Below are 18,991 nucleotides of genomic sequence, written 5' to 3'. Positions count from 1 at the left end.
AGGGGTTACATGCTGTGGACGTGCAGGATGTTGCCGTCGGGGTCCTTGAACCAGATGCCCGCGAAGCCGTCGCTCCTGTGCACGCCGCGGTCGATGTCCATGCCCATGTCGGGATATTCTTCCAGGGTCACGCCTTTCGCGCGCAGGTCTTCGGCGATGGCCTCGACGTCATTCCCGCCGCTCCAGGCCACCGCGTTTCCCGTTCCCGGCCGGACGCCCTCGGACCGATAGACCGCGAGTGACGAGTTGCCCGTCCGGTATTCCAGCACGCCCTCCACGCCGCCGCCGCGAGGTTCAAGGCCCAGCGTGTCGGTGTAGAAATTCCGCGCGCGCTCAAGGTCGCTGACGGCGACGATGGCGTTTGAAGTCTTGTCCTTCAACATCGGTCTCTCCGCTTCACGAATGCGCCGCACGCCGTGCGGCGACAGGAGCGACGACCTTGCGCGGACCGGCGTTGGAGGGGCGTCAAGTTGGCGTTAACGCGGTGAATGGGCTGGGCTATCCTCCGGATCGGGGACAACACAGGGGAAGGCACGTGGCCGTATCGATCCGGGGAGCGCTCGTCGGCGCCGCGTTGTTCATGACTTGCCTGGCGGCTGCCGCCAATGACGATCGCGGTACTCCTTTTCGGGAAGCCTCAGCGCAGGATTCGTGGAGCGCGGCGGCTTCCAGCAGCGGAGCTGGTCAACCCGTCTTCAGTCAGCTGGTTGCGGGGGCTGCTCCGCGGTCCCCATGTGCGTGCCCAGGAACTTCACATAGGCTTCCGACGCCGCGATGCGGTTCTCGCGCTTGGTGAAGCCGTGGCCCTCGTCATCGAACAGCACGTATTCCACCGGCACGCCGTTGGCGCGCACGGCGGCGACGATCTCGTCGCTTTCCGCCTGCAGTACGCGCGGGTCGTTGGCGCCCTGCACGACCAGCAGCGGCACCTTGATGTTCTCCGCGTGGAACAGCGGCGAGATCCGGCGGTGGCGTTCGGCGTCGGTCGCGGGGTCGCCCATCTCGTCGTACAGCGCTTCCTTGAACGACGCCCACCACGGCGGGATGCTCTCGAGCGTGCGCACCCAGTTCATGACGCCGAAAATGTCGATGCCGACGTCGAACGCTTCAGGCTCGAACGCGAGCGCGGCGCCCACCATGTAGCCGCCGTAGGAGCCGCCGATGATGCCGATGCGGTCGGGGTCGACCCAGTTGAGCGAGGCGAGGTACTGCTTGGCATGGACGATGTCCTGCAGGTCCACTTCGCCGTGCTTCCTGTCGTCCATGTGGAAGAAGGTCTTGCCGTAGCCCGACGAGCCGCGGTTGTTCGCCGCGAGCACCGCGTAGCCGTGGTTCACCAGGTGCTGGATGGTGGCGGAGTAACCGGTGCGGCTCTGGCCGCCGGGGCCGCCGTGCACCCACACGAGTGCCGGCACCTTGTGAGTCGCCGATGCGCCCTTGGGCCGGTACTGGATCGCGGGGATATCGAGATCGTCGAAGCTCGGATAACGGACGACTTCCGACGCAACGAGGTTGGCCTCGTCGATCGCCGGGTTCAGCGCCTTGGTCAGGCGCTTGCTGTCGCCAGCCGCGAGGTCGACCGTGTAGACGTCGCGCGGCGACGTGTCGGAGCTCACCATGAGTGCGAGCCGGCTTTCATCGCGTGAGAAGCGGACCTGCGCGAGATCGCCCGGCGGCAGGCCGCCCAGTTCGATCTCCTTGCCCGTCTGCGTGTCGAGGATCGCGACGGCCGTGCGCGCGTCCGCGTTCGTGCCCGACACGCGGTAGCGGCCCGAATCGGAGTACGTCACGAAGGCCACGTCCCACTCGGCGGAGACCAGGGGTTCGGACTTGCCGGTGCCGAGGTCGTAGGTCCACGCCTGCTGGAACTCGCCGTGCTGGTCGGTCGAGTACACGAGCTTGCCGCTGTCGGGCGTGAACTCGTGGACGCCGTACGAGATGTTGCCCTCGTGCGGGGTGATGAGCTTCGGCCCGGCGCCCGCGGTCCTGGTGTCGAGGATGTAGAGATCGGAGTCGGCGCTGGTGCGCGACTTGACCATGGCGACCGTGTTGCCATCGGGCGATACCGCGGCGATGGCGAGCGCGTCGTCGTTGCGGAACACCAGCGTGCGTTCGTAACCGTCGGTCGCGTAGCGGTACAGGTCGAAGGCGGCGGGGTCGCGCTCGTTGGTTTCCACATAGAAGGACTTGCCGTCCTTCGACCAGCCCATGAAGCCGGCCTTGACCTTCTCGCCCGGGGTCAGGTCCTGCGTGGTGCCGTCCTCTTCGCGCACGTACAGGTGGTCGAGTTCGTTGCCGCCCTTGTCCGCGGCGAACAGCACGCGGGCGTCGTCGGGGAACCAGGAAACGGCGAACGTCGAATCGGTCGTCGACGTGGTCAACGGCGTCGCTGTGCCGTCGCCGGCGTCGAGCGCGTAGGCGTTGAAGATCCCGGTCGCGTCCGAACTGACAAGCAGCCTGCCGTCGTCCGGCGACCAGACGTGACCACCGGCGAGGGAGTACGTCGTCGTGGTGAAGAAGGCTTTGGCGTCGTAGCGCTCCGGAAGCGCCGGCTCGGCCGCCGCATCGGCCGCATCGGTTGCCGCGGCGGCATTCCGACCGTCCCCGTTGCCGGAGCTGCAGGCAGCAAGGAGAAGCGCCGTCCCCCCGGCGATCGTCATGAAGCGCAGGTGCAATCCGGGCATTTGGGGCCTCCCCTCGTTGTTTGGCGAGCCATCATAGTCCTGCGGCGCCGGGACATGGCAAGCCATCCGCGCGGCCGGATGTTCCCCTTGTCGACGTGGCGGCATCGCGGGGTCGGCCCTTCGCACCGCGCCCCGCGGGCGGCGTGACGCCCGCTTTAACCAGGACCATGGCAACCTGCGCCTCCCACCCCGGCCAATGCCAGCAGGAGTGCCATGAAGATCGTCACCAGTCTCAGCTTCCGCGGCCAGTGCCGCGAGGCATTCGAGTTCTACGCAAAGGTGCTCGGCGGCAGGATCACCGCCGCCTTTCCCTACGGCGACGGCCCGCCGGACATGCCGGTCGACCCCAAGTACAAGGACTGGCTGATGCACTGCTGGTTGGAGGTCGGCGACCAGGCCCTGATGGGCGCGGACATGGACGAGCAGTGGGCGCCGAATGTCGGCAAGCCGAAGAACGGATTCGACGTGACCCTGCACACCGACGACGCCGACCAGGCGCGCCGCTGGTTCGACGCGCTGAAGGAGGGCGGCACGGTGGTGATGGATTTCGCCGAGACCTTCTGGTCGCCCGGCTACGGCAGCCTGGTGGACCGCTTCGGCGTGCCGTGGATGGTGAACACCAACGGCAAGTGACGCCTCGCGGAGCGGCCCAGGGTTGCGGGGCCGACGCGGGTAGAGGCAGGCTTGCCGCACAACCACGGGAGCACGTGATGTCGATTCCCCTCCGCTGCCGCTGCGGCCAGGTGCAAGGCGAAGTCGGTACCGGACGCACCTATGCCCGCGCGAGCTGCTACTGCAAGGACTGCCGCGCCTACGCGCAATGGCTGGGCGCGCCCGGGCTGCTGGACGATGCCGGCGGCGTGGACATCGTGGCAGTGGCGCCTTCGCAGGTGCGCTTCACCGCGGGCGAGGAGCAGATCGCCTGCATGTCGTGGAGCGAACGCGGTATCTACCGCTGGTACGCCGCCTGCTGCCGCACGCCGCTGGGCAATACGCCGCGCGATCCGGCCGTGCACTACGCAGGCATGTCGCCTGCGTGCATGGAAGGGGCGGGCGAGGCGGTCGACGAGGCATTCGGGCCGCCGCGGCGCTGCCTGGTCGGCACCGGCTCGGCCACGGCGCCGGTGCGCGTGAACCGGCTTGCGCAGGTGTCCGGCATCGGCCGGGTGATGCTGGGCCTGCTCGTCGCCCGCCTGCGCAAGCGCCGCGAATCCCCGTTCTTCGATCCGGCGACGGGCAAGCCAATCCGGACGCCGGAGATCGTCGGCCGCAGCCAGTGACCGGCCGCGGACGGTAGCTCATCCGGAACGGGACCGGCCGGATCCGGCCCCGCTGCCCGTCGCTTCGCTTATCCCTCCGCTTCGGCGAACGCGTACTCGTGCTGCGCGTCGCGCAGTACCAGCGAACGCGCGCCATCCTTGTCGGCGACCACGAACTCGAAGCCGTCCTCGCCCGGCGAGATGGTGATGAACGAGGTCGTGCCGTCGTCGTTCCTGCGCGACGCCACCTCGCTCTTCCAGCCACCGAAGTCGAACCAGGTCGCGTCGCCCTTGCGCGAAACGGCGATGTCGCCGAGTTCGTCGCTGCGGTAGTGCGCGGCCAGCGCGTCCACGGCTGCGGCGTCGGCGGGGGCGGTCAGGCGCTTGCGTTCGGCGGCCCGGCTTTCCTCAAGACGCCTGGCCTGCGAGGCCACGTTCTCGACCGCCTCGGGCTTGCCGTCGAACAGCACCTCGAGCAGCCGGCGCTGGAACGGCCCGCGGATGAAGACGCCCGGGTCCGAGTTGGTCAGGATCACCGCGCCGACGTTGTGCTCGGGCAGCCACATCATGTCGGAGTGGAAGCCGAGCATGTCGCCGCCGTGGTGCACCACCGGGATGCCCCAGGTGCGGTCGACCATCAGCCCCATGCCGTAGCTGGCGTCGTTGCCGAGCGCGACCTGCTGCTTGCGGCGCTCCAGCAGTGGCGCCTCGTCGATGTAGCGCGTGCCGTCGGGCAGCAGGCCCTTGTCGAGTTCCATCTGCACGTAGCGCAGCACGTCGTTGACGGTGCTCCACACCGCGCCCGCGGGACGCGCGGGGATGATGGTGTGGTTGAGGTCCATGCTCGCGGGCACCGTATTGCCGTCCACGTCCAGTCCGTGTGGCATGGCGTAATTGCCGCGCATCGCCGCATCGTAGTCGAAGGTCGTCGACTTCATGCCCAGCGGGCCGAACACCTGCGACTGCATCGCCGCGTCATAGGCCGCGCCAAGCTCCTTGTCCGGATACAGCACGTGCCCGCCTGCGAACCCGGCCGCCGCGGCCATCGGGTTGGAGTACTGGAACAGCTCGCCGAACTTGCTGGTCGGCTGCATCGTGGCCAGCGTCGCCATCACCGATTCCGGCGTCGCGCCTTCGCTCTCGAACAGCCATTCCATGTCCTGCCGCGGCAGCCCGGTGCAGGCGCAGATCAGGTGTTCGACCAGTACCTGGCGGGTGGTATCCGCATCACCGAGCTTGAACTCGGACAGGAGCTGCGTGACCGGCGTCTTCCAGCCAAACTTCCCGTCCGCGACCAGCTTCGCGAGCATCAGCGTGGTCATCGCCTTGGTGTTGGACGCGATCATGAACCGCGTGTCGCCGTCGACCTTCTCCGGCTTGCCGAGCGCGCGCACGCCGAAGCCGTCGGCGAACACCACCTTGCCGTCCTGCACGATGCCGATCGCCACGCCCGGCACGTCCAGCGTCTGGCGTGCGTCCTCGACGAACTTCGTCAGCTGCGCCAGGCGCGCATCGTCGAGCTTGTGCGCGGTCTTGCCGGCGAAGGACTCGCGGTTGTAGCCCTTGGGCATCAGCCGGTCGAAGATCAGCGAGACCTGTGCGCCGCGCTTCTCGCCGACGGCGTGGGCCATGTCGTAGATCGCGACCGTCCAGCGCCCGCCGTGTTTGAGGGCCGCCGCCCCCACGCTGCGCCGGTCGTTGGCTGACGTTTCATAGTCGTAGTTGCGGATCTGCTCCCAGCCATCGCGCGCTGGCCGGTCAGTCGCCAGCTTGAGCGGCCACTTCGCGTCGGCGTCGTAGGCTTGCCACGCTGCAGCGACCGCGGCATCCGCGTCCTCGCCGGCGACGTCCACCAGCGCGATGCGGGAACCGCCTTCCGGCGGCGTCAGGAGTATGGCCGGCCCTTTCGTTTCCAGCGTCCAGCCTTCGGGTGCCACGAACGGGTTGCCGTCGACGGTGGTGCGCGGCGTGTCGGTGGCCAGGGTCTCGGGTTCGGCTGGAGCGGACGCATTCGCGGCTGGAGCCTGCGTGGTGGCGGGGGAATCGGAAGCCGGCTTGCAGCCGCCGAGCAGCAGCGCCAGTGCGCCGAATGCAACCAGGGGAAGACGCTTCATGATCGGTTCCTTGGTCCGGTTGGAGGAAGGGGAAACCTGCGGGCCTCCACTACGCACGTTCCTGGCAAACGACGCAACTGTCGGATGGCATGGAGGCCTGGGCCCGGAGTCGGCTTCCGGCAGGGCGTGTCTCGACCCGCGATGGGGGCCATCGGCAAGCATCACGTGGACGACAACGCCTTCCTCGCTTCGATCCGGTCGGGCATTCGCCGAAGTCCGGGACGCAGACCCGGCGCGTGCTGGATCGCGTCACCGGGCAGTCGGGGCCGCTGCCAGGCGTCGGATGGGCGCCGCGTGTTCAGGTCGATGTCGATTCCGCGCTTGCAGCTTCGTCGTCTGGAATGAAGGCCATGCCGGCCACGACGAAGGAGAAGAACGATGCGCGTGATGGTATTCGTGAAGGCGACCGAGGACAGCGAGCGCGGCCTGCCGCCTGCCGCCGAGATGACCGAAATGTTCGAGGCGATGGGGAAGTTCAACGAGGAACTGGTGAAGGCCGGGGTGATGATCGACGGCGACGGGCTCAAGCCTTCGTCGGCGGGCAAGCGGATCGCCTTCGATGGCGCGAGCCGGACGGTGATCGACGGCCCCTTCGCCGAGGCGCGCGAACTGGTCGCGGGTTACTGGGTCTGGGAGGTCAAGGACATGGACGAAGCCGTCGCCTGGGCGAAGCGCTGCCCCAATCCGATGCCCGGGCCGAGCGAGCTCGAAATCCGCCCCTTCTATGAAATGAAGGATTTCGGCGACGCGGTGACCCCGGAGGTCGCTGAGCGGGAGCAGCGGCTGCGCGAGCGGCTCGGCAGCGATTGAAAACGCGATAGGGCGGGTCTTGACCCGCCATAGGGGATCGTCCGCGGCAGTGGCGGGTCAAGACCCGCCCTACGGGTGGACTGCGCATGCCGTTCGCGGCCATCGCGTTAGCATGGTGCCCCGGTTGCTTCGGCGGCCACGTTCCGACTGAGGCGCCAGGCACGCTTTGAGCAGCATGTTCCACTCGCTCCGGAGCTATAACTACCGGCTCTGGGCCGGGGGCGCGCTGGTGTCCAACGTGGGCACGTGGATGCAGCGCATCGGGCAGGACTGGCTGGTGCTGACCGTGCTCACCGACCACAACGCCACGGCGGTGGGGACGGTGATGGCGCTGCAGTTCGGGCCGCCGCTGCTTCTGTTGCCGCTGACCGGATTCGCCGCCGACCATCTCGATCGCCGCAAGCTGCTGTTGTTCACCCAGGCCGCAGCCGGCGTGCTGGCACTGGGCCTGGGCCTGCTGACCCTGTCCGGCGCAGTGCAGCTTTGGCATGTGTACGGATTCGCATTCCTGCTGGGCTGCGTCACCGCGTTCGACGCGCCGGCGCGGCAGGCGTTCGTGTCGGACCTGGTCAGCGATGACGACCTGGCCAATGCGGTGGCGCTGAACTCGGCTTCCTTCAATGCCGCGAGGATGCTCGGTCCCGCCGTGGCGGGCGTGCTGATCGCGGCGATCGGCGAGGGCTGGCTGTTCGTGGTCAATGCGGGTTCGTACGCGGCGGTGCTGGTCTCGCTGTGGCTGCTCCGGGTGCACGAGCTGCATACCGAAGCCTTGCCCGAACGCACGCGCGGCAGCCTGCTGGCGGGATTCCGCTACGTGTGGAACCGGCCGGACCTGATGGCGGTGCTGGTGATGCTGTTCCTGCTCGGGACATTCGGCTTCAATTTCGCGATCTTCATTTCCACCATGTCGGTCACCGAGTTCCAGGGCGATGCCAGCCAGTACGGCCTGCTGACCTCGGCGATGGCGGTGGGCACGATGAGCGGTGCGCTGCTGTCGGCACGCCGCCCGGTGCCCGGGATGGTGCTGATGGCGGTATCGGCGGGCGGCTTCGGCCTCAGCGTGGCGGTGGCGGCGCTGATGCCCGGGCCGTTGCTGTTCGGCATCGTGCTGTTCTTCGTCGGCCTCGCCGCGCTGACCTTCATGACCGCCAGCAACTCGATGATGCAGCTGACCACCGAGCGCACGATGCGCGGCCGGGTGCTGGCGCTGCGGATCGCCGTGGTAATGGGCGGCACGCCGCTGGGAGCGCCGCTGGTCGGATGGGTGGTCGACCGCTTCGGCGCGCGCTGGGCGCTGGGCGTGGGCGCGCTGTCGGGGATCGCGGCGGCCGCGGTGGCGGTCGGCTATCTGGTCAGGCACCGCGGCCTGCATCTGGCGCGGGATGCAGGACGGCTGCGCCTGGTGATCCAGGCCGCGCCGGCCGACGAGACGGACGTGCGCGTGGCGGCGGGCGAACGCGTGACGTGACCCGTCGGCGCTCCCTCAGCGGGATGCGGCTGCGATTCCCAGGCCCATTCCCTCGACATGGAACAGGGTCGCCTGTCCGCCATCGTCGATGGGCCGGTTCTTGCGATCGACCAGCCCCCGGCGCACGAACACGACCGCGATGTCGCCCTTGCTCCCGGCGAGCAGGCGCATGGCGTCTTCGCTCAGGGGCAACGCGATGGACGGCGCCCCGGTTGCGCCGACGGTGGCGTGGTGCCGCGCATGGTCCGCCGGCATGGACAGGTCGAAGCTGCTGAAGCTGCCGGCGTGGCGGGCGCTGTCCGTTTTGCCCGAACGCATCGCGTCGACGGGGGCGATCCATGCGTCGATGAAGAACCCGCCCTTGCGTGCGGCATCGGTCGTCTTCACGCCATGCAGCACGATCGCGGCGGAGGTGCCCTTGGCATCCAGGATTGCCTTGGCAAGGCCTGCCTTCTGCAGGTCGGACTGCGCCAGCACGAACGCCACGGGTAGCGCGGTGATCTCGAAGGGTTCGGTAGTGATGGCGGGACGCCATGGCCAGGGATCCGGTTCCGGGATCGGGCGCGGACGCACGCGCAGCTTCAGGTAGCGCAGCTCGCGCAGCAGGTCCAGCAGGGCCGGGTTGATCAAGCGCCCGCACGGAAGGTTGTCGTACGTGTAGCCGAGATTCGCGGTCCTGCCGGCGTCGCCGGCTCGCGCGTCGCGATGGCCGGTGACGGTGCGGAACGGGAACGTCTGTCCCGACCAGGATCCGTCGGGGTTGCTGCCGCCCTTGCGTGACCAGCACTCCCAGTAGCGGTCGATGTTGCAATGGTGCAGGTAGAAGACCGGGTCGCGCGCGGCCGTGGGGACGGAGCCCATGTTGCCGCTCACTTGCCCATGCACTGCCGAGTGCGGGTTGCCGTAGAGGATCCCCGAGAAGCCGGGGAACTGGGCTTCGTCCAGGGCATCGAGATTCATTCCGGACAAGCCGGCGGTGCCGTTGTTGAGCGCAGCGATGCGGGTGCCGTCATAGAGCGGGTTGTTCCCGTCCGGGGTCTGGCGGAGCGGATCGGGCAGGAAGCCGTCGGCCAGGTAGTCCCAGTATGGGAGCGCGAAGCTGCAGTAGCCCGACATCTGCCGCATGATTTCCTCGATGAACAGCAGTTCCCAGCGGTGCCAGCTGAGGAAGTGCAGGCCGAAGTGCACGCACTGGTTCCAGTAGGTTGCGGCATCGGGTACGCCGGCGCTGTCCGCCGCCGGCGCGCCGTGCACGCCGGCCTGGTAGAGCCAGGCGTGCAAGTCGGCCTTGGGCAGGGCCCGCATTGCCTGCACGCCTGCCTTCAGTGCGTCGATGTCGGCCTCGGGGAGCGTGCGGATCTCGCGCCGCACGCGCAGTGCCTGGGCCAACGCCAACGGCGTCGCCAGTGCGACGGCGACCGACGACATGAGGAGGGTGAACTCGCGCCTGCTGATCTGCATGATGATCTCCGCCGTGCATCGGCGGACCGGGGGCGGCCCTGCGATCCGGGGATCGCGGGTCCTCCATTGGTGCCTGATGCGGACACCCCCTGCAGTGGTGGCAACGCACCGGCGACCATGTACCGGCCAGCGTGGGCCGCCGGGGTCCGGTATTCGGCATGTCACCGGGACTTCACGCCGGCCAACAGAGGCGAAGGCCGGAAGCTTCGTGTGCCCGCAGGCGCGGCACGTATCGGAAGCGGGCCGCGACCACGTCCCCGGTACGGCAGTGCCGGGGACGCTGCGACTGCTGCAGGGGCGGTACGGTGGACTCAGTACCGGTTGTAGGCGCCGTGGTCGACGATCGGTGTCGAGGTGCCGAGGAAGTCATTGCCCCTGGCGTCGTTGCCATGCGCGTCTTCCTGGAAGTACAGGCCGGTGCCGTCGTCATGGATATCGTTGAAGCGGATCTGGTTCTTGAACACCAGCGGCTTGTCCATCATGCCCATGCCCAGGGTGACGCCGCCCTCGAGCTTGAGGATGTGGTTGGACTCGATCCGGTTGTCGCGGATCCAGGGTGACGTCAGCGGGCCGGTCTTGCATTCACCAGTGAACTGCGGGGTCATGGCGATGCCGAGTCGCCCCTCCTGCAGGACGTTGTCGGTGATGACGTTGGCCCGGCTTCCGCGCAGCACGATGCCGGTGTTCTCGATGCCGCGGATCAGGTTGCCCTTGACCTGGTGGCTGCCGCTGCCGTCGCTTGCGTGGATGCCGTAGGCGGCAATCTTGAGCAACTGGTTGCCGGTGATGACGGCGTTCCCGTTGTCGTAGCCGCAGAGCTTGATGCCCGTGCCCGCGCCGGTGATCCGGTTGTAGGCGATGTAATGGGACCCGGCCGCGCCGTAGCCCGCGCCGAGCGGCACACCGAAGCTGATTGCAGGGCCGGAAATCCCGTGGAAATTATTGTCGATGACCTGCGCACCGTAGCTGTAGTTGAGCGAAATGCCCGTGCCCAGGTCCTCGAGCTTCACGTTCTGCATCTTCAGCTTGTGCGAACGCAGCCCGACCACGCCACCCCAGAAGCCGCGGATGCTGCCGTTGATGATGCGTACCGAACTTGCCTCCTGGAGGTCGATGCCGACCAGGCCCCGGTTTCCGCTGAGGGTGTATCCGTTGAGGTCGATGGTGATGCCGCTGACCGGTACGTACAGCGCGACCCACCCGGCGGTGCAATGCAGGTTGGCGGTCAGGGTGATGTCGTGGGTGATCGTGTCACCGCAGCTCTGGGCCCGTGCAGGGGCAGCGTGGGCGAGGGCGATCGCGGACAGGAGCAGCGTTGCAAGGATGCGAAGCATGGGGCCTCCGTAGGTGGCCGGCGGGGGATGTGGTGACAGTTACGCGACCGGCGGTCGTGAGGGGACAGGCCGGTGGAAGGAAGCGGAGAGGATCGATCGAGTCGGCGATCGCCGGAGCGAAGGTCGGGTTGTCCGATTGCCGCGCACATGCGCGTTGGCTGGGGGACAGGGGCTTGCCGCCGCGCATTCCGACATGTGCGGCGGCCGCGGTGCCGGACCGGTCGTTCGTCCGTGCCGCTTTCAAACCATGGAACAGGAGACCCCCATGCGCATGCTGTTGCCCGTCCTGCTCTCAGCCCTCGCGGCAAATCCGTTGAACGTGGTCGCGGAGGCCGGTCCGCCGCAGTCAACGCCGTCGCAGGAAACCCAGCCGATCGACAGGGTCAAGCTGCGTTGCCACCTGCACCCGCAACTGTGCAAGCAGTACGCCAATCAGGTTTCGTTCCCGGCGCACGCCCTGTCGTGGTCGACCTTCGGCAGCTTTGCGCTGCAGACGCGTGGCGTGGACTGGACGGGGACGTCCGGCGCGATGTCCTTCACCATGCATCGGCCCAAGGGATATGCCACCGGTGACCGGGTCCGCTTGCGCCTGGTCTACGAGATTCCCGGCGATGGCGATGGCGACAGCATCGGGTTCCTGGTGATCCCCACCTCGTTCAACCATGGCAGCGGTTTCGAAACCTATGGCGATGAAGGCACTGGCCTGATTCCGGCCGGCTCCGGCACGATCCACGAGCAGTCGGTGACCTTCACCTTCCCGGGTGCGTACACCCTCGCCGGTGACTGGTGGTATTTCGAGATCAACCGCCTCGGTGAGTACGCGGGCAAGCTGCGCCTGATGTCGGTGGCAGTGGAGTACTGACTGCCCAGACGTGCGGCGGGGTCACCGCTGGTCGAGCGCGTGGTGGATCAGCACCACGCACTGCGACGCGAACAGCATCCTCGATCCCAGCGTGAGCTTCTTCGCGCCCAGCCGTTCGAGGCCGTGGAACGTCTTCTTCGGCATCGGGATGTGGTCGGTCAGCAGGAAGCACGGATTGCCGTCGAACACCTGCTCACGGATCGGCGTGCCTTTCGGATCCATCACGAACAGCTGGTGGTCCCCGGCCAGTTCCTGCACGAGCCGCTCGAAAGCCACCGTGCGCACGGTGACGCCTGGTTCCACGGGCCGCGTTTCGTCCTTGCCCATTCCGGTGGACGCGTCCAGCGCCCTGGCGATCTTGTCCAGCAGCGCGCGTTCGTCGAAACCGCCGATATCGTGCATGGCGTTGGCCTCGAACCGGATCGTGCGCGAAAAGTCGCGGGTGCTTTCCAGTACCAGGTAGACGGTGACGTCGGGGCGATGCGATTGGGCCACGAAGATCGCGTTCATCAGCGTGTGCGCGAGGATCTCCGGATGCGCCTCCTGGCCGATGGATGCCAGCAGCTTCCGGCTTTCGGTGGGGGCTGCCCGTGCCCGGAGTACGAAGGTTCTCATGTGTCCGGACTGTACAGTCAGGGCTCGCCGGCGCCGATGTTCCGCGCAAGGAATGCTTCCAGGCGCCTGTAGAACGCGACGTTGTTCCCATCCTTGTAGAACCCGTGCGCCTCGCCCGGCACCGGCATCCACTCCGGCGCGTTCCCGGCGGCTTCGAGTGCCTTCTTCATCGCCACCGCCTGCCTGTAGGGCGTGCGTTCGTCGATCTCGCCGTGGGCGAGGAACACGGGCGCCTTGATCCTGGCGGCCAGGTGGATGGGCGAGTTCGCAAGCCACTGCGCCTTGTCGTCGCCGAGGACGCGGCTGATGTAGCTGCGGCCGTAGGACGTCGAGGCGGCGTCGCTGTCGGTGGCGAATGCTTCCAGGTCGTAGAGGCCCGACAGGCCGGCGGCACAGTGGATCAGGTCGGGTGCGCGGGCGGCGACCATCATCGCCGAGTAGGCGCCGAAGCTGGCACCGTAGCTGCAGATGCGCGCCGGGTCCGCGTAGCCCTGCGCGACCGCCCAGCGCACGCCGTCGATGAGGTCGTCCTGCACGCGGGTGCCCCATTGGCGGTAGCCGGCGCGTTCGAAGGCATAACCGCGGCCTTCGCTGCCGCGGAAGTTAACCTGCAACACCAGGTAGCCGCGGCTGGCGAGGAACTGCGCGTCGTTGTCGAACGCCCAGCGATCGCCTTCCACGTGCGGCCCGCCGTGCGGCAGCAGCACCATCGGCAGCTTGGCCGGCGCCTGCACGCCGGCGGGCAGGGTGAGGTAGCCGTCCAGCTCCATGCCGTCGCTGGCCTTGAAACGGACGTAGCGGCGTTCGCCCATGCGTGCCGGGTCGATGCCGGCGCGCGCGGCGAGCAGGAGCTTGATCGTCGCCTGCGTGCGGTCGAACAGGTACCACGCGCCGGGGTCGCGGTCGCTGTGGACGTACAGCAGCGTCACGTTGCCGTCGGCGGTGTGGTTGACGTAGGTGACGTACTGGCCCGGGAACTTGGCGCTGAGCTGGCGATGCTCCTGCGCGGCGACCGAGGACTCGTCGAAATAGACCATGCGCGGCCGGCCGTTCTCGATCGTGGCCGCGAACGGCTGCCGTGCGGCGTTCCACTCCACATCGCCGATGCTGCCGAAGTCGTCGCTGGCCAGCGTGGTGCGCGAGGTGCCCGCGGGGTCGGACCGGACCAGCGAGACGGGGCCGTCGTTGACGCTGTAGGCGGCGAAGACCTCGCTGCCGTCGGCGCTGAACGCGAACGGCACGAACCTGCCTTCGACGGCGTTCGCGGCGGCCGGCTGCCAATCCTTGCCCTCGGCGTTGGCCTGGTACAGGACGTAGGTGTCGTAGTCGGTGGATCCCAGGGCGAAGCGCGGGATTCCGCTTGGATCGAGCACGAACGCCATGTCCTCCACGCCGATGTCGGCGACCAGGCGATGCGTGCCGCGCTGGGCATCCATGTCGTAGAGCATCGAGCGGCGGCTGTTCGCCGTCCGGTGGCGCATGTAGAAGTGGCCGTTGCGCACGGGCGGCAGGCCCTCGATGACGCCGAATCCCCGGTCGATGCCGGTCTTGCGGACCTGGTAGCCGAAGACGTACAGCTGGTTGCGGCCGTCGAAGTCGGTGGCGATGATCTCGCCGGTCGCCAGCGGCTTTTCGCGCGAGCCGACCAGGCGGCCCTTGGCGACCAGCAGGCGCGTATCGCTGGCCCAGTACATGCTCACCGGCTGTTCGTAGCGCGGCAGCTTCAGCAGCGCGGTCTGCTGCATGTCGTCGACCTGGTACACCACGATCGCATGGTTGCCCTCGCCGAGGTTGGCCGAGACGGCGACGTGCTTGCCATCGGGCGAAAGGCGCGGCGAAGTGATCCGGTCCGCCTCGGCGAAGGCCTCGACCGGCACGGGTTCGGCGGCCTGGGCCCAGGCGCAGGCCAGCCCGAATGCCGCGGCGGCCACGGCGATGCTCCACTGCTTCATGTGATTCCCCAAGCCTGCTCCCCGGCAGTCAGCCAAGCATACGGCCGGCGGCCGCCCGTTGGCGAGGTGGGCGATGCCACCGACAGCTGCAGGTGGCGCAGTCGATCGCCGTGTCATGTTCCCGGCCACTTTCTGGATAATCGACGCGCACCCGTCTCCGGAGGACCGCCATGGATCGTCGCAGTTTCCTGCAGGGCTCACTCGGCGCCGCCGCCGCTTCCATCGCGTTGCAGGGCGTCGCCCAGGCGCAGGCTTCGCCGTCGCCGCAGGAACCGCTCGCCGATGCCGATGGCGTCTGGTTCACGGGCGACACCGCTCCGGCCGACAGCGCGGCGATGGCCGCGCGGCTGGCTGCACTGGCGCAGCACAGTGACCCGAACGCCATCGACCGCTACCTCGTCGCGGGTGAAGTCAAGGCGCTGGAGCGTGCGTTCGCCGGGCTGCTGGGCAAGGAAGACTGCGCATTCATCGCCACCGGCACGCTGGCCAACAACATCGCGGTGCGCGTGCTGTGCGGCAAGCACCCGCGTGCGCTGGTGCAGCGCGAGAGCCACCTGTACCGCGACGAGGTCGATTCGGCGCAGCGGCTGTCGGGCATCAACCTGTTGACGCTGGCGCCCGACCGCGCGGTTCCGACGCTGGAGGAGGTGCGGGCGGCGATCGAGGCTTCGGAGGGCGCGCGGTACCCGATGCAGATCGGCGCGGTATCGCTGGAATCCCCGGTGCGGCGCGCCAACGGCGAGATGGTGCCGCTGGACCGGGTGCGCGAGATCGCCGGCCTGGCCCGTGCGCACGGGGCGCGCCTGCACCTGGATGGCGCGCGGCTGCTGCTGGCGCCACCGGCGCTCGACGTGCGCGCGTATGCGGCCGAGTTCGACACGGTGTATGTCTCGCTCTACAAGTACCTGGGGGCCCCTTTCGGCGCGGTGCTGGCCGGTTCGGAGGCCGACATCGCCGAGGCGCGCGAACTGCGGCGGCTGTACGGCGGCACGCTCTGGCAGGGCTGGATGCCGGCCATGCTGGCGCGCGACTCGCTGCCGGATTTCCGCGGGCGCATCGTGCAGGCGCACGGACATGCGGCGCGGCTGATCGCGGCGCTGGTCGCCAGCGGCAAGGTGGTCGACCGGACCTCGCCACATGCCTCCAACATCCACCTGCTGGAGATGCCGGAAGCGATGGCGAAGGCCGCCCATGAACGCGGCCGCCAGGCCGGCGTGCGCATCCGGCACTGGCAGCAGGGCGTGCTGCCGCTGTTCGTCAACACCACGATCTTGCGCCGGCCGGTGGACGAATACGTTGCGCTCTTCCTGGGGTGACCCGGTGGCGTCCACATGCCCCGAATGTGGTCACCCGTGACTGTCTGCAGGCCGCGCACGCCCCGGGAGCGCTCACCCGCCGGCAGGTAGCGCCAAGTTCCGGCCGACATGTCGATGCGGATGCGCCGGATCGCCACCACATGTGCGTGGCATGGCCAGGACCGGAACGGTCTGCACCACGGACTCGTCTCCTTTCACAGGCACATCACCGTCTGCTAGCGTGACGACGACTGGTTGGGATTGCCTCGCCGTAGTTCAGGAGAATCATGGATGTCCAGAGTGCCAAGAGAAGCGACCGCATCGCGAAACCTCGATATGCCCCGGGGCATACCCGGCAGCCCTTCCTGGCGATGCCTGGGCTTCTTGCTGGCATGCACCCTGGGCATGGCCGCGTGCCAACGGGATGAGCCCGCGGACCCGGTCGCTCAAACACCGGTTGCCGTCAGTCCGGCAGTGGAGGAGGCGCCCGCCGCTCCGGTGGCTGCGGCTGAAGATATCGAAGACGGCGACGAGGGGGAGTTCGATCCTGAAAGCATCCCCGTTTCCACGGCCCCGCTCGGTGATTTTCCCTATCTGAAGCTGCCGACCGGCTACAGCATGCTGGACAGGAAGACGAAGTCCTTCGACTTCGCCGAGTTCCCGTTCTGGACGGACGATGGTTATCAATGGGTCGAGGGAAAGCTGCAAACCGGCACGTTCCGGGCCGACAAGGGCAAGCAGTTCAGCGAACTGGAGGTCGTCCGGAACATCGAGGCACTTGTCACCTCCATCGGCGGGGTGAAAGTCGGCGGAGGCAAGGTCTCCGGCGTCGGTGATGAAGAGGAAAAACGGGTCAGCAAGCTCATGTCGATGTACCAGGGCGCCCTGTGCTATCCGTCCATCGACCAGTTCCAGTCGTTCGTGATCCGCCGCAGCGACCGCCTGGTCTGGGTGCACCTGTGCGTGAGGAACAACCGGGGCGGCCTGGCGATCGCCGAAACCACGCCGCTGGAAATCACCGCATCGCTGCTGCCTGCCGCCGAGATGAAGCAGCAACTCGATGACGAGGGCAAGGTCTCCGTGCAGGTGAACTTCGCCGTCGACAAGGCGGAGATCCTTCCCGGTTCCGAGCCGCAGATCGCACAGATCGTGGCCTTGTTGAAGCAGGACCCGGCACTGGAACTGTCGGTCAATGGCCACACCGACAACACCGGCGATGCCGGTCACAACCTTGCCCTGTCGAAAGCCCGCGCCAGGGCGGTGGTCGACGCGATCGTCGGGCAGGGCATCGATGGCAGCCGCCTGCTGTCGGAGGGATTCGGCCAGGCCCGGCCGATAGCGGACAACGACACCGAAGCCGGACGGGCGAGCAATCGTCGCGTCGAACTGGTGAAGCGCAACTGATTGGAGATTGCCGGACGTGCTCAAGGAAGTCGGTGGAGTCGCCATACAGCCCAGGCATCGAGCTTCGTGCCATTGCGGCGCGGTGGAGCTTGAGCTTGACCTGCCGGACGGGATCGTCGATCCACGGCGCTGCGACTGTTCAATCTGCCGTCGCAAGGGTGCAGTGGTCGCTTCCGTGCCACTGGGTGGCCTTCGCATCGTCAAGGGAGCCGATTGCCTCAAGCTCTACCAGTTCAACACGAACACGGCCAAGCACTATTTCTGCTCCAACTGCGGCATTTACACCCATCACCAGCGGCGTTCGGATCCCGGGCAGTACGGCTACAACGTCGGGTGCCTCGAGGGAGTCAACCCGTTCGATATCCGTGGGGTGCCTACCGAGGACGGCGTCAACCATCCCTCGGATCGGTGAGGCTCGACGGTTCATTGAAGCCGAAGCCGCTTTGCGGATCGATCTGATCCATTCGCCCGACCATTGGATGTGCACATGTCGCAAGCATTGATCCTTCCCATGGCCGCGCACGTCGCGCTTGCGGCGCTTCTGTATGTGCTGCTTACGGTTGCGCGCGCCCCGGCCGTGTGGGGCATTGGCCGTCGTCCGGACGGGAGCAATCCGTGGGCGTCCGTCGAGCCCCGCATCAGCGCCAACCTGTCGAACCAGTTCGAGTGGCCGCTGTTCTTCCATGCCGCGTGCTTCATTCTCCTGCAGCTCCAGCCTGGCCCCGTAGCGGTCGCGCTGGCCTGGGTATTCGTAGCGGGCAGGGTGGTACACAGTGCTGTCCAGATCCTCGCCCGCAATGTCCGGCTCAGGGGCATCGTGTTCACGATCAATTTCCTGGCGGTGCTCGGCCTCTGGGCGCTGGTCGTCATGGCCGTCGGCAAGTTGCCATCGGCCTGATTCCGGGCCAGCGCGGTGCCGGGCTCCATCCCCTGAACCCCATGCGGCATGCCGGGTCAGGATGCAAATCCCATGGCCGAGGAGGCTCCCATGGCACAGTTGTCCCCGGCCTCCGCCCACGACGTGGCGACCGCTTCCCGGGTACGGACGGCGCGCATCACCGGCCTCTGGTACCTCGGACTGGCGGTCTGCGGACTGTGCGGCTTTCTGCTGATCCGGTCGCAGCTCTACGCGCCCGGTGACCCGCAGCAAACCCTGGCCCGGCTGGGCGCCCAGGCGTGGCTCGCCCGTGCCGGGATTGCGTTCGAACTGGGCATAGTGATCACGCAGGCGCTGACGGCGGTGTGGTTCTTCCGGCTGTTCCGGAGCGTGGACGCGGTTGCCGCGGGAGCGCTTGCGGCGTTCGGACTCATCAATGCGACGGCGATCCTCATGAGTGCCGTCATGATCGGCGCTGCCTTCGAAGTGGCCACCGATACGGGGCTTGTTGCCGGCGTGGACCCGGCCGGCGCCGTGCAGTTGCTCTATCTCGTCAGCGGCCAGCTGTGGACCATCGGCGCGGTGTTCTTCGGGCTCTGGCTGATCCCGATGGGCTCGCTGGTGCTGCGTTCGGGCTGGATGCCGAGGCCGCTCGGCTGGACCCTGGTCGTCGGCGGCGTCGGCTACGTGGTCAGCGCGTTCGCCGGGCTGGTCCCCGGGCTGTCGACAGTCGCCATGGCGGCTACCTTGCCTGCGTCCATCGGCGAGTTCTGGATGATCGGCTACCTGCTGGTGCGGGGGGCGAGAACGGAGCGGGTGTCGTCCGGACAGGAAAAGCCGTCGGGGGCGTAACCCC

At 67.7% G+C, this 18,991-nt stretch carries 17 protein-coding genes; 10 read left to right on the top strand and 7 right to left on the bottom strand.

Features of this window, described 5'->3' with window-relative positions:
- Positions 1 to 5: 5 nt before the first annotated feature.
- Complete coding sequence (locus ACFONC_RS06710; protein ID WP_386742935.1) at positions 6 to 383, bottom strand: VOC family protein; 378 nt, start codon at positions 381 to 383, stop codon at positions 6 to 8.
- 312 nt (positions 384 to 695) lie between these two features.
- Entirely contained in the window at positions 696 to 2,684 is a 1,989-nt protein-coding gene (locus tag ACFONC_RS06705; RefSeq protein WP_386742934.1) for a S9 family peptidase, read from the bottom strand.
- A 213-nt stretch (positions 2,685 to 2,897) separates the two neighbouring features.
- Here ACFONC_RS06705 and ACFONC_RS06700 point away from each other — a divergent pair, with 213 nt between their 5' ends.
- Together ACFONC_RS06700 and ACFONC_RS06695 are read left to right on the top strand one after the other, a co-directional pair.
- A complete protein-coding gene (locus tag ACFONC_RS06700; RefSeq protein WP_386742933.1) occupies positions 2,898 to 3,317 on the top strand; it encodes a VOC family protein in 420 nt (139 codons plus the stop codon).
- 77 nt (positions 3,318 to 3,394) lie between these two features.
- On the top strand, positions 3,395 to 3,964 hold the full coding sequence (locus ACFONC_RS06695; RefSeq protein WP_386742932.1) for a DUF6151 family protein: 570 nt from the start codon (positions 3,395 to 3,397) through the stop codon (positions 3,962 to 3,964).
- Positions 3,965 to 4,032: 68 nt separating this feature from the next.
- Here ACFONC_RS06695 and ACFONC_RS06690 read toward each other — a convergent pair whose 3' ends face one another.
- Positions 4,033 to 6,057 (bottom strand): serine hydrolase domain-containing protein, encoded by a 2,025-nt coding sequence (locus ACFONC_RS06690; RefSeq protein ID WP_386742931.1) that lies wholly within the window; start codon positions 6,055 to 6,057, stop codon positions 4,033 to 4,035.
- A 378-nt stretch (positions 6,058 to 6,435) separates the two neighbouring features.
- On the opposite strand from ACFONC_RS06690, the gene ACFONC_RS06685 reads away from it, so the two are divergent.
- Complete coding sequence (locus ACFONC_RS06685) at positions 6,436 to 6,867, top strand: YciI family protein (RefSeq protein ID WP_386742930.1); 432 nt, start codon at positions 6,436 to 6,438, stop codon at positions 6,865 to 6,867.
- 175 nt (positions 6,868 to 7,042) lie between these two features.
- Positions 7,043 to 8,335 carry an MFS transporter gene (locus ACFONC_RS06680; RefSeq protein WP_386742929.1) on the top strand — a complete coding sequence of 431 codons (1,293 nt, stop codon included), beginning with the start codon at positions 7,043 to 7,045 and terminating at the stop codon, positions 8,333 to 8,335.
- 15 nt (positions 8,336 to 8,350) lie between these two features.
- Here ACFONC_RS06680 and ACFONC_RS06675 read toward each other — a convergent pair whose 3' ends face one another.
- Both ACFONC_RS06675 and ACFONC_RS06670 read right to left on the bottom strand, forming a co-directional pair.
- Positions 8,351 to 9,796, bottom strand: coding sequence for a tyrosinase family protein (locus tag ACFONC_RS06675; RefSeq protein ID WP_386742928.1), 1,446 nt, complete (start codon positions 9,794 to 9,796; stop codon positions 8,351 to 8,353).
- 311 nt (positions 9,797 to 10,107) lie between these two features.
- Complete coding sequence (locus ACFONC_RS06670; protein WP_386742927.1) at positions 10,108 to 11,130, bottom strand: right-handed parallel beta-helix repeat-containing protein; 1,023 nt, start codon at positions 11,128 to 11,130, stop codon at positions 10,108 to 10,110.
- A gap of 265 nt (positions 11,131 to 11,395) precedes the next feature.
- On the opposite strand from ACFONC_RS06670, the gene ACFONC_RS06665 reads away from it, so the two are divergent.
- The gene (locus tag ACFONC_RS06665; RefSeq protein ID WP_386742926.1) at positions 11,396 to 11,992 is read left to right on the top strand and encodes a hypothetical protein; all 597 of its coding nucleotides are present in this window, start codon (positions 11,396 to 11,398) and stop codon (positions 11,990 to 11,992) included.
- 21 nt (positions 11,993 to 12,013) lie between these two features.
- Here ACFONC_RS06665 and trmY read toward each other — a convergent pair whose 3' ends face one another.
- Together trmY and ACFONC_RS06655 are read right to left on the bottom strand one after the other, a co-directional pair.
- Positions 12,014 to 12,607, bottom strand: coding sequence for a tRNA (pseudouridine(54)-N(1))-methyltransferase TrmY (gene trmY / locus ACFONC_RS06660; RefSeq protein WP_386742925.1), 594 nt, complete (start codon positions 12,605 to 12,607; stop codon positions 12,014 to 12,016).
- Positions 12,608 to 12,624: 17 nt separating this feature from the next.
- Positions 12,625 to 14,559, bottom strand: coding sequence for a S9 family peptidase (locus ACFONC_RS06655; RefSeq protein ID WP_386742924.1), 1,935 nt, complete (start codon positions 14,557 to 14,559; stop codon positions 12,625 to 12,627).
- Positions 14,560 to 14,729: 170 nt separating this feature from the next.
- On the opposite strand from ACFONC_RS06655, the gene ACFONC_RS06650 reads away from it, so the two are divergent.
- From ACFONC_RS06650 to ACFONC_RS06630, 5 genes are all read left to right on the top strand, one after another.
- Positions 14,730 to 15,875 carry a threonine aldolase family protein gene (locus ACFONC_RS06650; RefSeq protein WP_386742923.1) on the top strand — a complete coding sequence of 382 codons (1,146 nt, stop codon included), beginning with the start codon at positions 14,730 to 14,732 and terminating at the stop codon, positions 15,873 to 15,875.
- Between the two features lie 270 nt (positions 15,876 to 16,145).
- Entirely contained in the window at positions 16,146 to 17,258 is a 1,113-nt protein-coding gene (locus tag ACFONC_RS06645) for an OmpA family protein (RefSeq protein ID WP_386742922.1), read from the top strand.
- Between the two features lie 16 nt (positions 17,259 to 17,274).
- Positions 17,275 to 17,670, top strand: coding sequence for a GFA family protein (locus ACFONC_RS06640; protein WP_386742921.1), 396 nt, complete (start codon positions 17,275 to 17,277; stop codon positions 17,668 to 17,670).
- A gap of 75 nt (positions 17,671 to 17,745) precedes the next feature.
- Positions 17,746 to 18,156 (top strand): MAPEG family protein, encoded by a 411-nt coding sequence (locus tag ACFONC_RS06635; RefSeq protein ID WP_386742920.1) that lies wholly within the window; start codon positions 17,746 to 17,748, stop codon positions 18,154 to 18,156.
- A 90-nt stretch (positions 18,157 to 18,246) separates the two neighbouring features.
- Positions 18,247 to 18,987, top strand: coding sequence for a DUF4386 domain-containing protein (locus tag ACFONC_RS06630; RefSeq protein WP_386742919.1), 741 nt, complete (start codon positions 18,247 to 18,249; stop codon positions 18,985 to 18,987).
- The last annotated feature ends 4 nt before the right edge of the window (positions 18,988 to 18,991 follow it).

The sequence above is a fragment of the Luteimonas soli genome (genome assembly GCF_042648865.1).
Lineage (GTDB): Bacteria > Pseudomonadota > Gammaproteobacteria > Xanthomonadales > Xanthomonadaceae > Luteimonas > Luteimonas soli.
This window is presented reverse-complemented; position numbering and strand designations above follow the sequence as displayed.

Excerpts from the sequence above, each read along its gene's own strand:
- trmY (WP_386742925.1), bottom strand. The coding sequence starts at position 12,607 with ATGAGAACCTTCGTACTCCGGGCACGGGCAGCCCCCACCGAAAGCCGG.
- ACFONC_RS06665 (WP_386742926.1), top strand. The coding sequence starts at position 11,396 with ATGCGCATGCTGTTGCCCGTCCTGCTCTCAGCCCTCGCGGCAAATCCG.
- ACFONC_RS06670 (WP_386742927.1), bottom strand. The coding sequence starts at position 11,130 with ATGCTTCGCATCCTTGCAACGCTGCTCCTGTCCGCGATCGCCCTCGCC.
- ACFONC_RS06635 (WP_386742920.1), top strand. The coding sequence starts at position 17,746 with ATGTCGCAAGCATTGATCCTTCCCATGGCCGCGCACGTCGCGCTTGCG.
- ACFONC_RS06685 (WP_386742930.1), top strand. The coding sequence starts at position 6,436 with ATGCGCGTGATGGTATTCGTGAAGGCGACCGAGGACAGCGAGCGCGGC.
- ACFONC_RS06690 (WP_386742931.1), bottom strand. The coding sequence starts at position 6,057 with ATGAAGCGTCTTCCCCTGGTTGCATTCGGCGCACTGGCGCTGCTGCTC.
- ACFONC_RS06695 (WP_386742932.1), top strand. The coding sequence starts at position 3,395 with ATGTCGATTCCCCTCCGCTGCCGCTGCGGCCAGGTGCAAGGCGAAGTC.
- ACFONC_RS06680 (WP_386742929.1), top strand. The coding sequence starts at position 7,043 with ATGTTCCACTCGCTCCGGAGCTATAACTACCGGCTCTGGGCCGGGGGC.
- ACFONC_RS06655 (WP_386742924.1), bottom strand. The coding sequence starts at position 14,559 with ATGAAGCAGTGGAGCATCGCCGTGGCCGCCGCGGCATTCGGGCTGGCC.
- ACFONC_RS06705 (WP_386742934.1), bottom strand. The coding sequence starts at position 2,684 with ATGCCCGGATTGCACCTGCGCTTCATGACGATCGCCGGGGGGACGGCG.
- ACFONC_RS06630 (WP_386742919.1), top strand. The coding sequence starts at position 18,247 with ATGGCACAGTTGTCCCCGGCCTCCGCCCACGACGTGGCGACCGCTTCC.
- ACFONC_RS06700 (WP_386742933.1), top strand. The coding sequence starts at position 2,898 with ATGAAGATCGTCACCAGTCTCAGCTTCCGCGGCCAGTGCCGCGAGGCA.
- ACFONC_RS06650 (WP_386742923.1), top strand. The coding sequence starts at position 14,730 with ATGGATCGTCGCAGTTTCCTGCAGGGCTCACTCGGCGCCGCCGCCGCT.
- ACFONC_RS06675 (WP_386742928.1), bottom strand. The coding sequence starts at position 9,796 with ATGCAGATCAGCAGGCGCGAGTTCACCCTCCTCATGTCGTCGGTCGCC.
- ACFONC_RS06710 (WP_386742935.1), bottom strand. The coding sequence starts at position 383 with ATGTTGAAGGACAAGACTTCAAACGCCATCGTCGCCGTCAGCGACCTT.
- ACFONC_RS06645 (WP_386742922.1), top strand. The coding sequence starts at position 16,146 with ATGTCCAGAGTGCCAAGAGAAGCGACCGCATCGCGAAACCTCGATATG.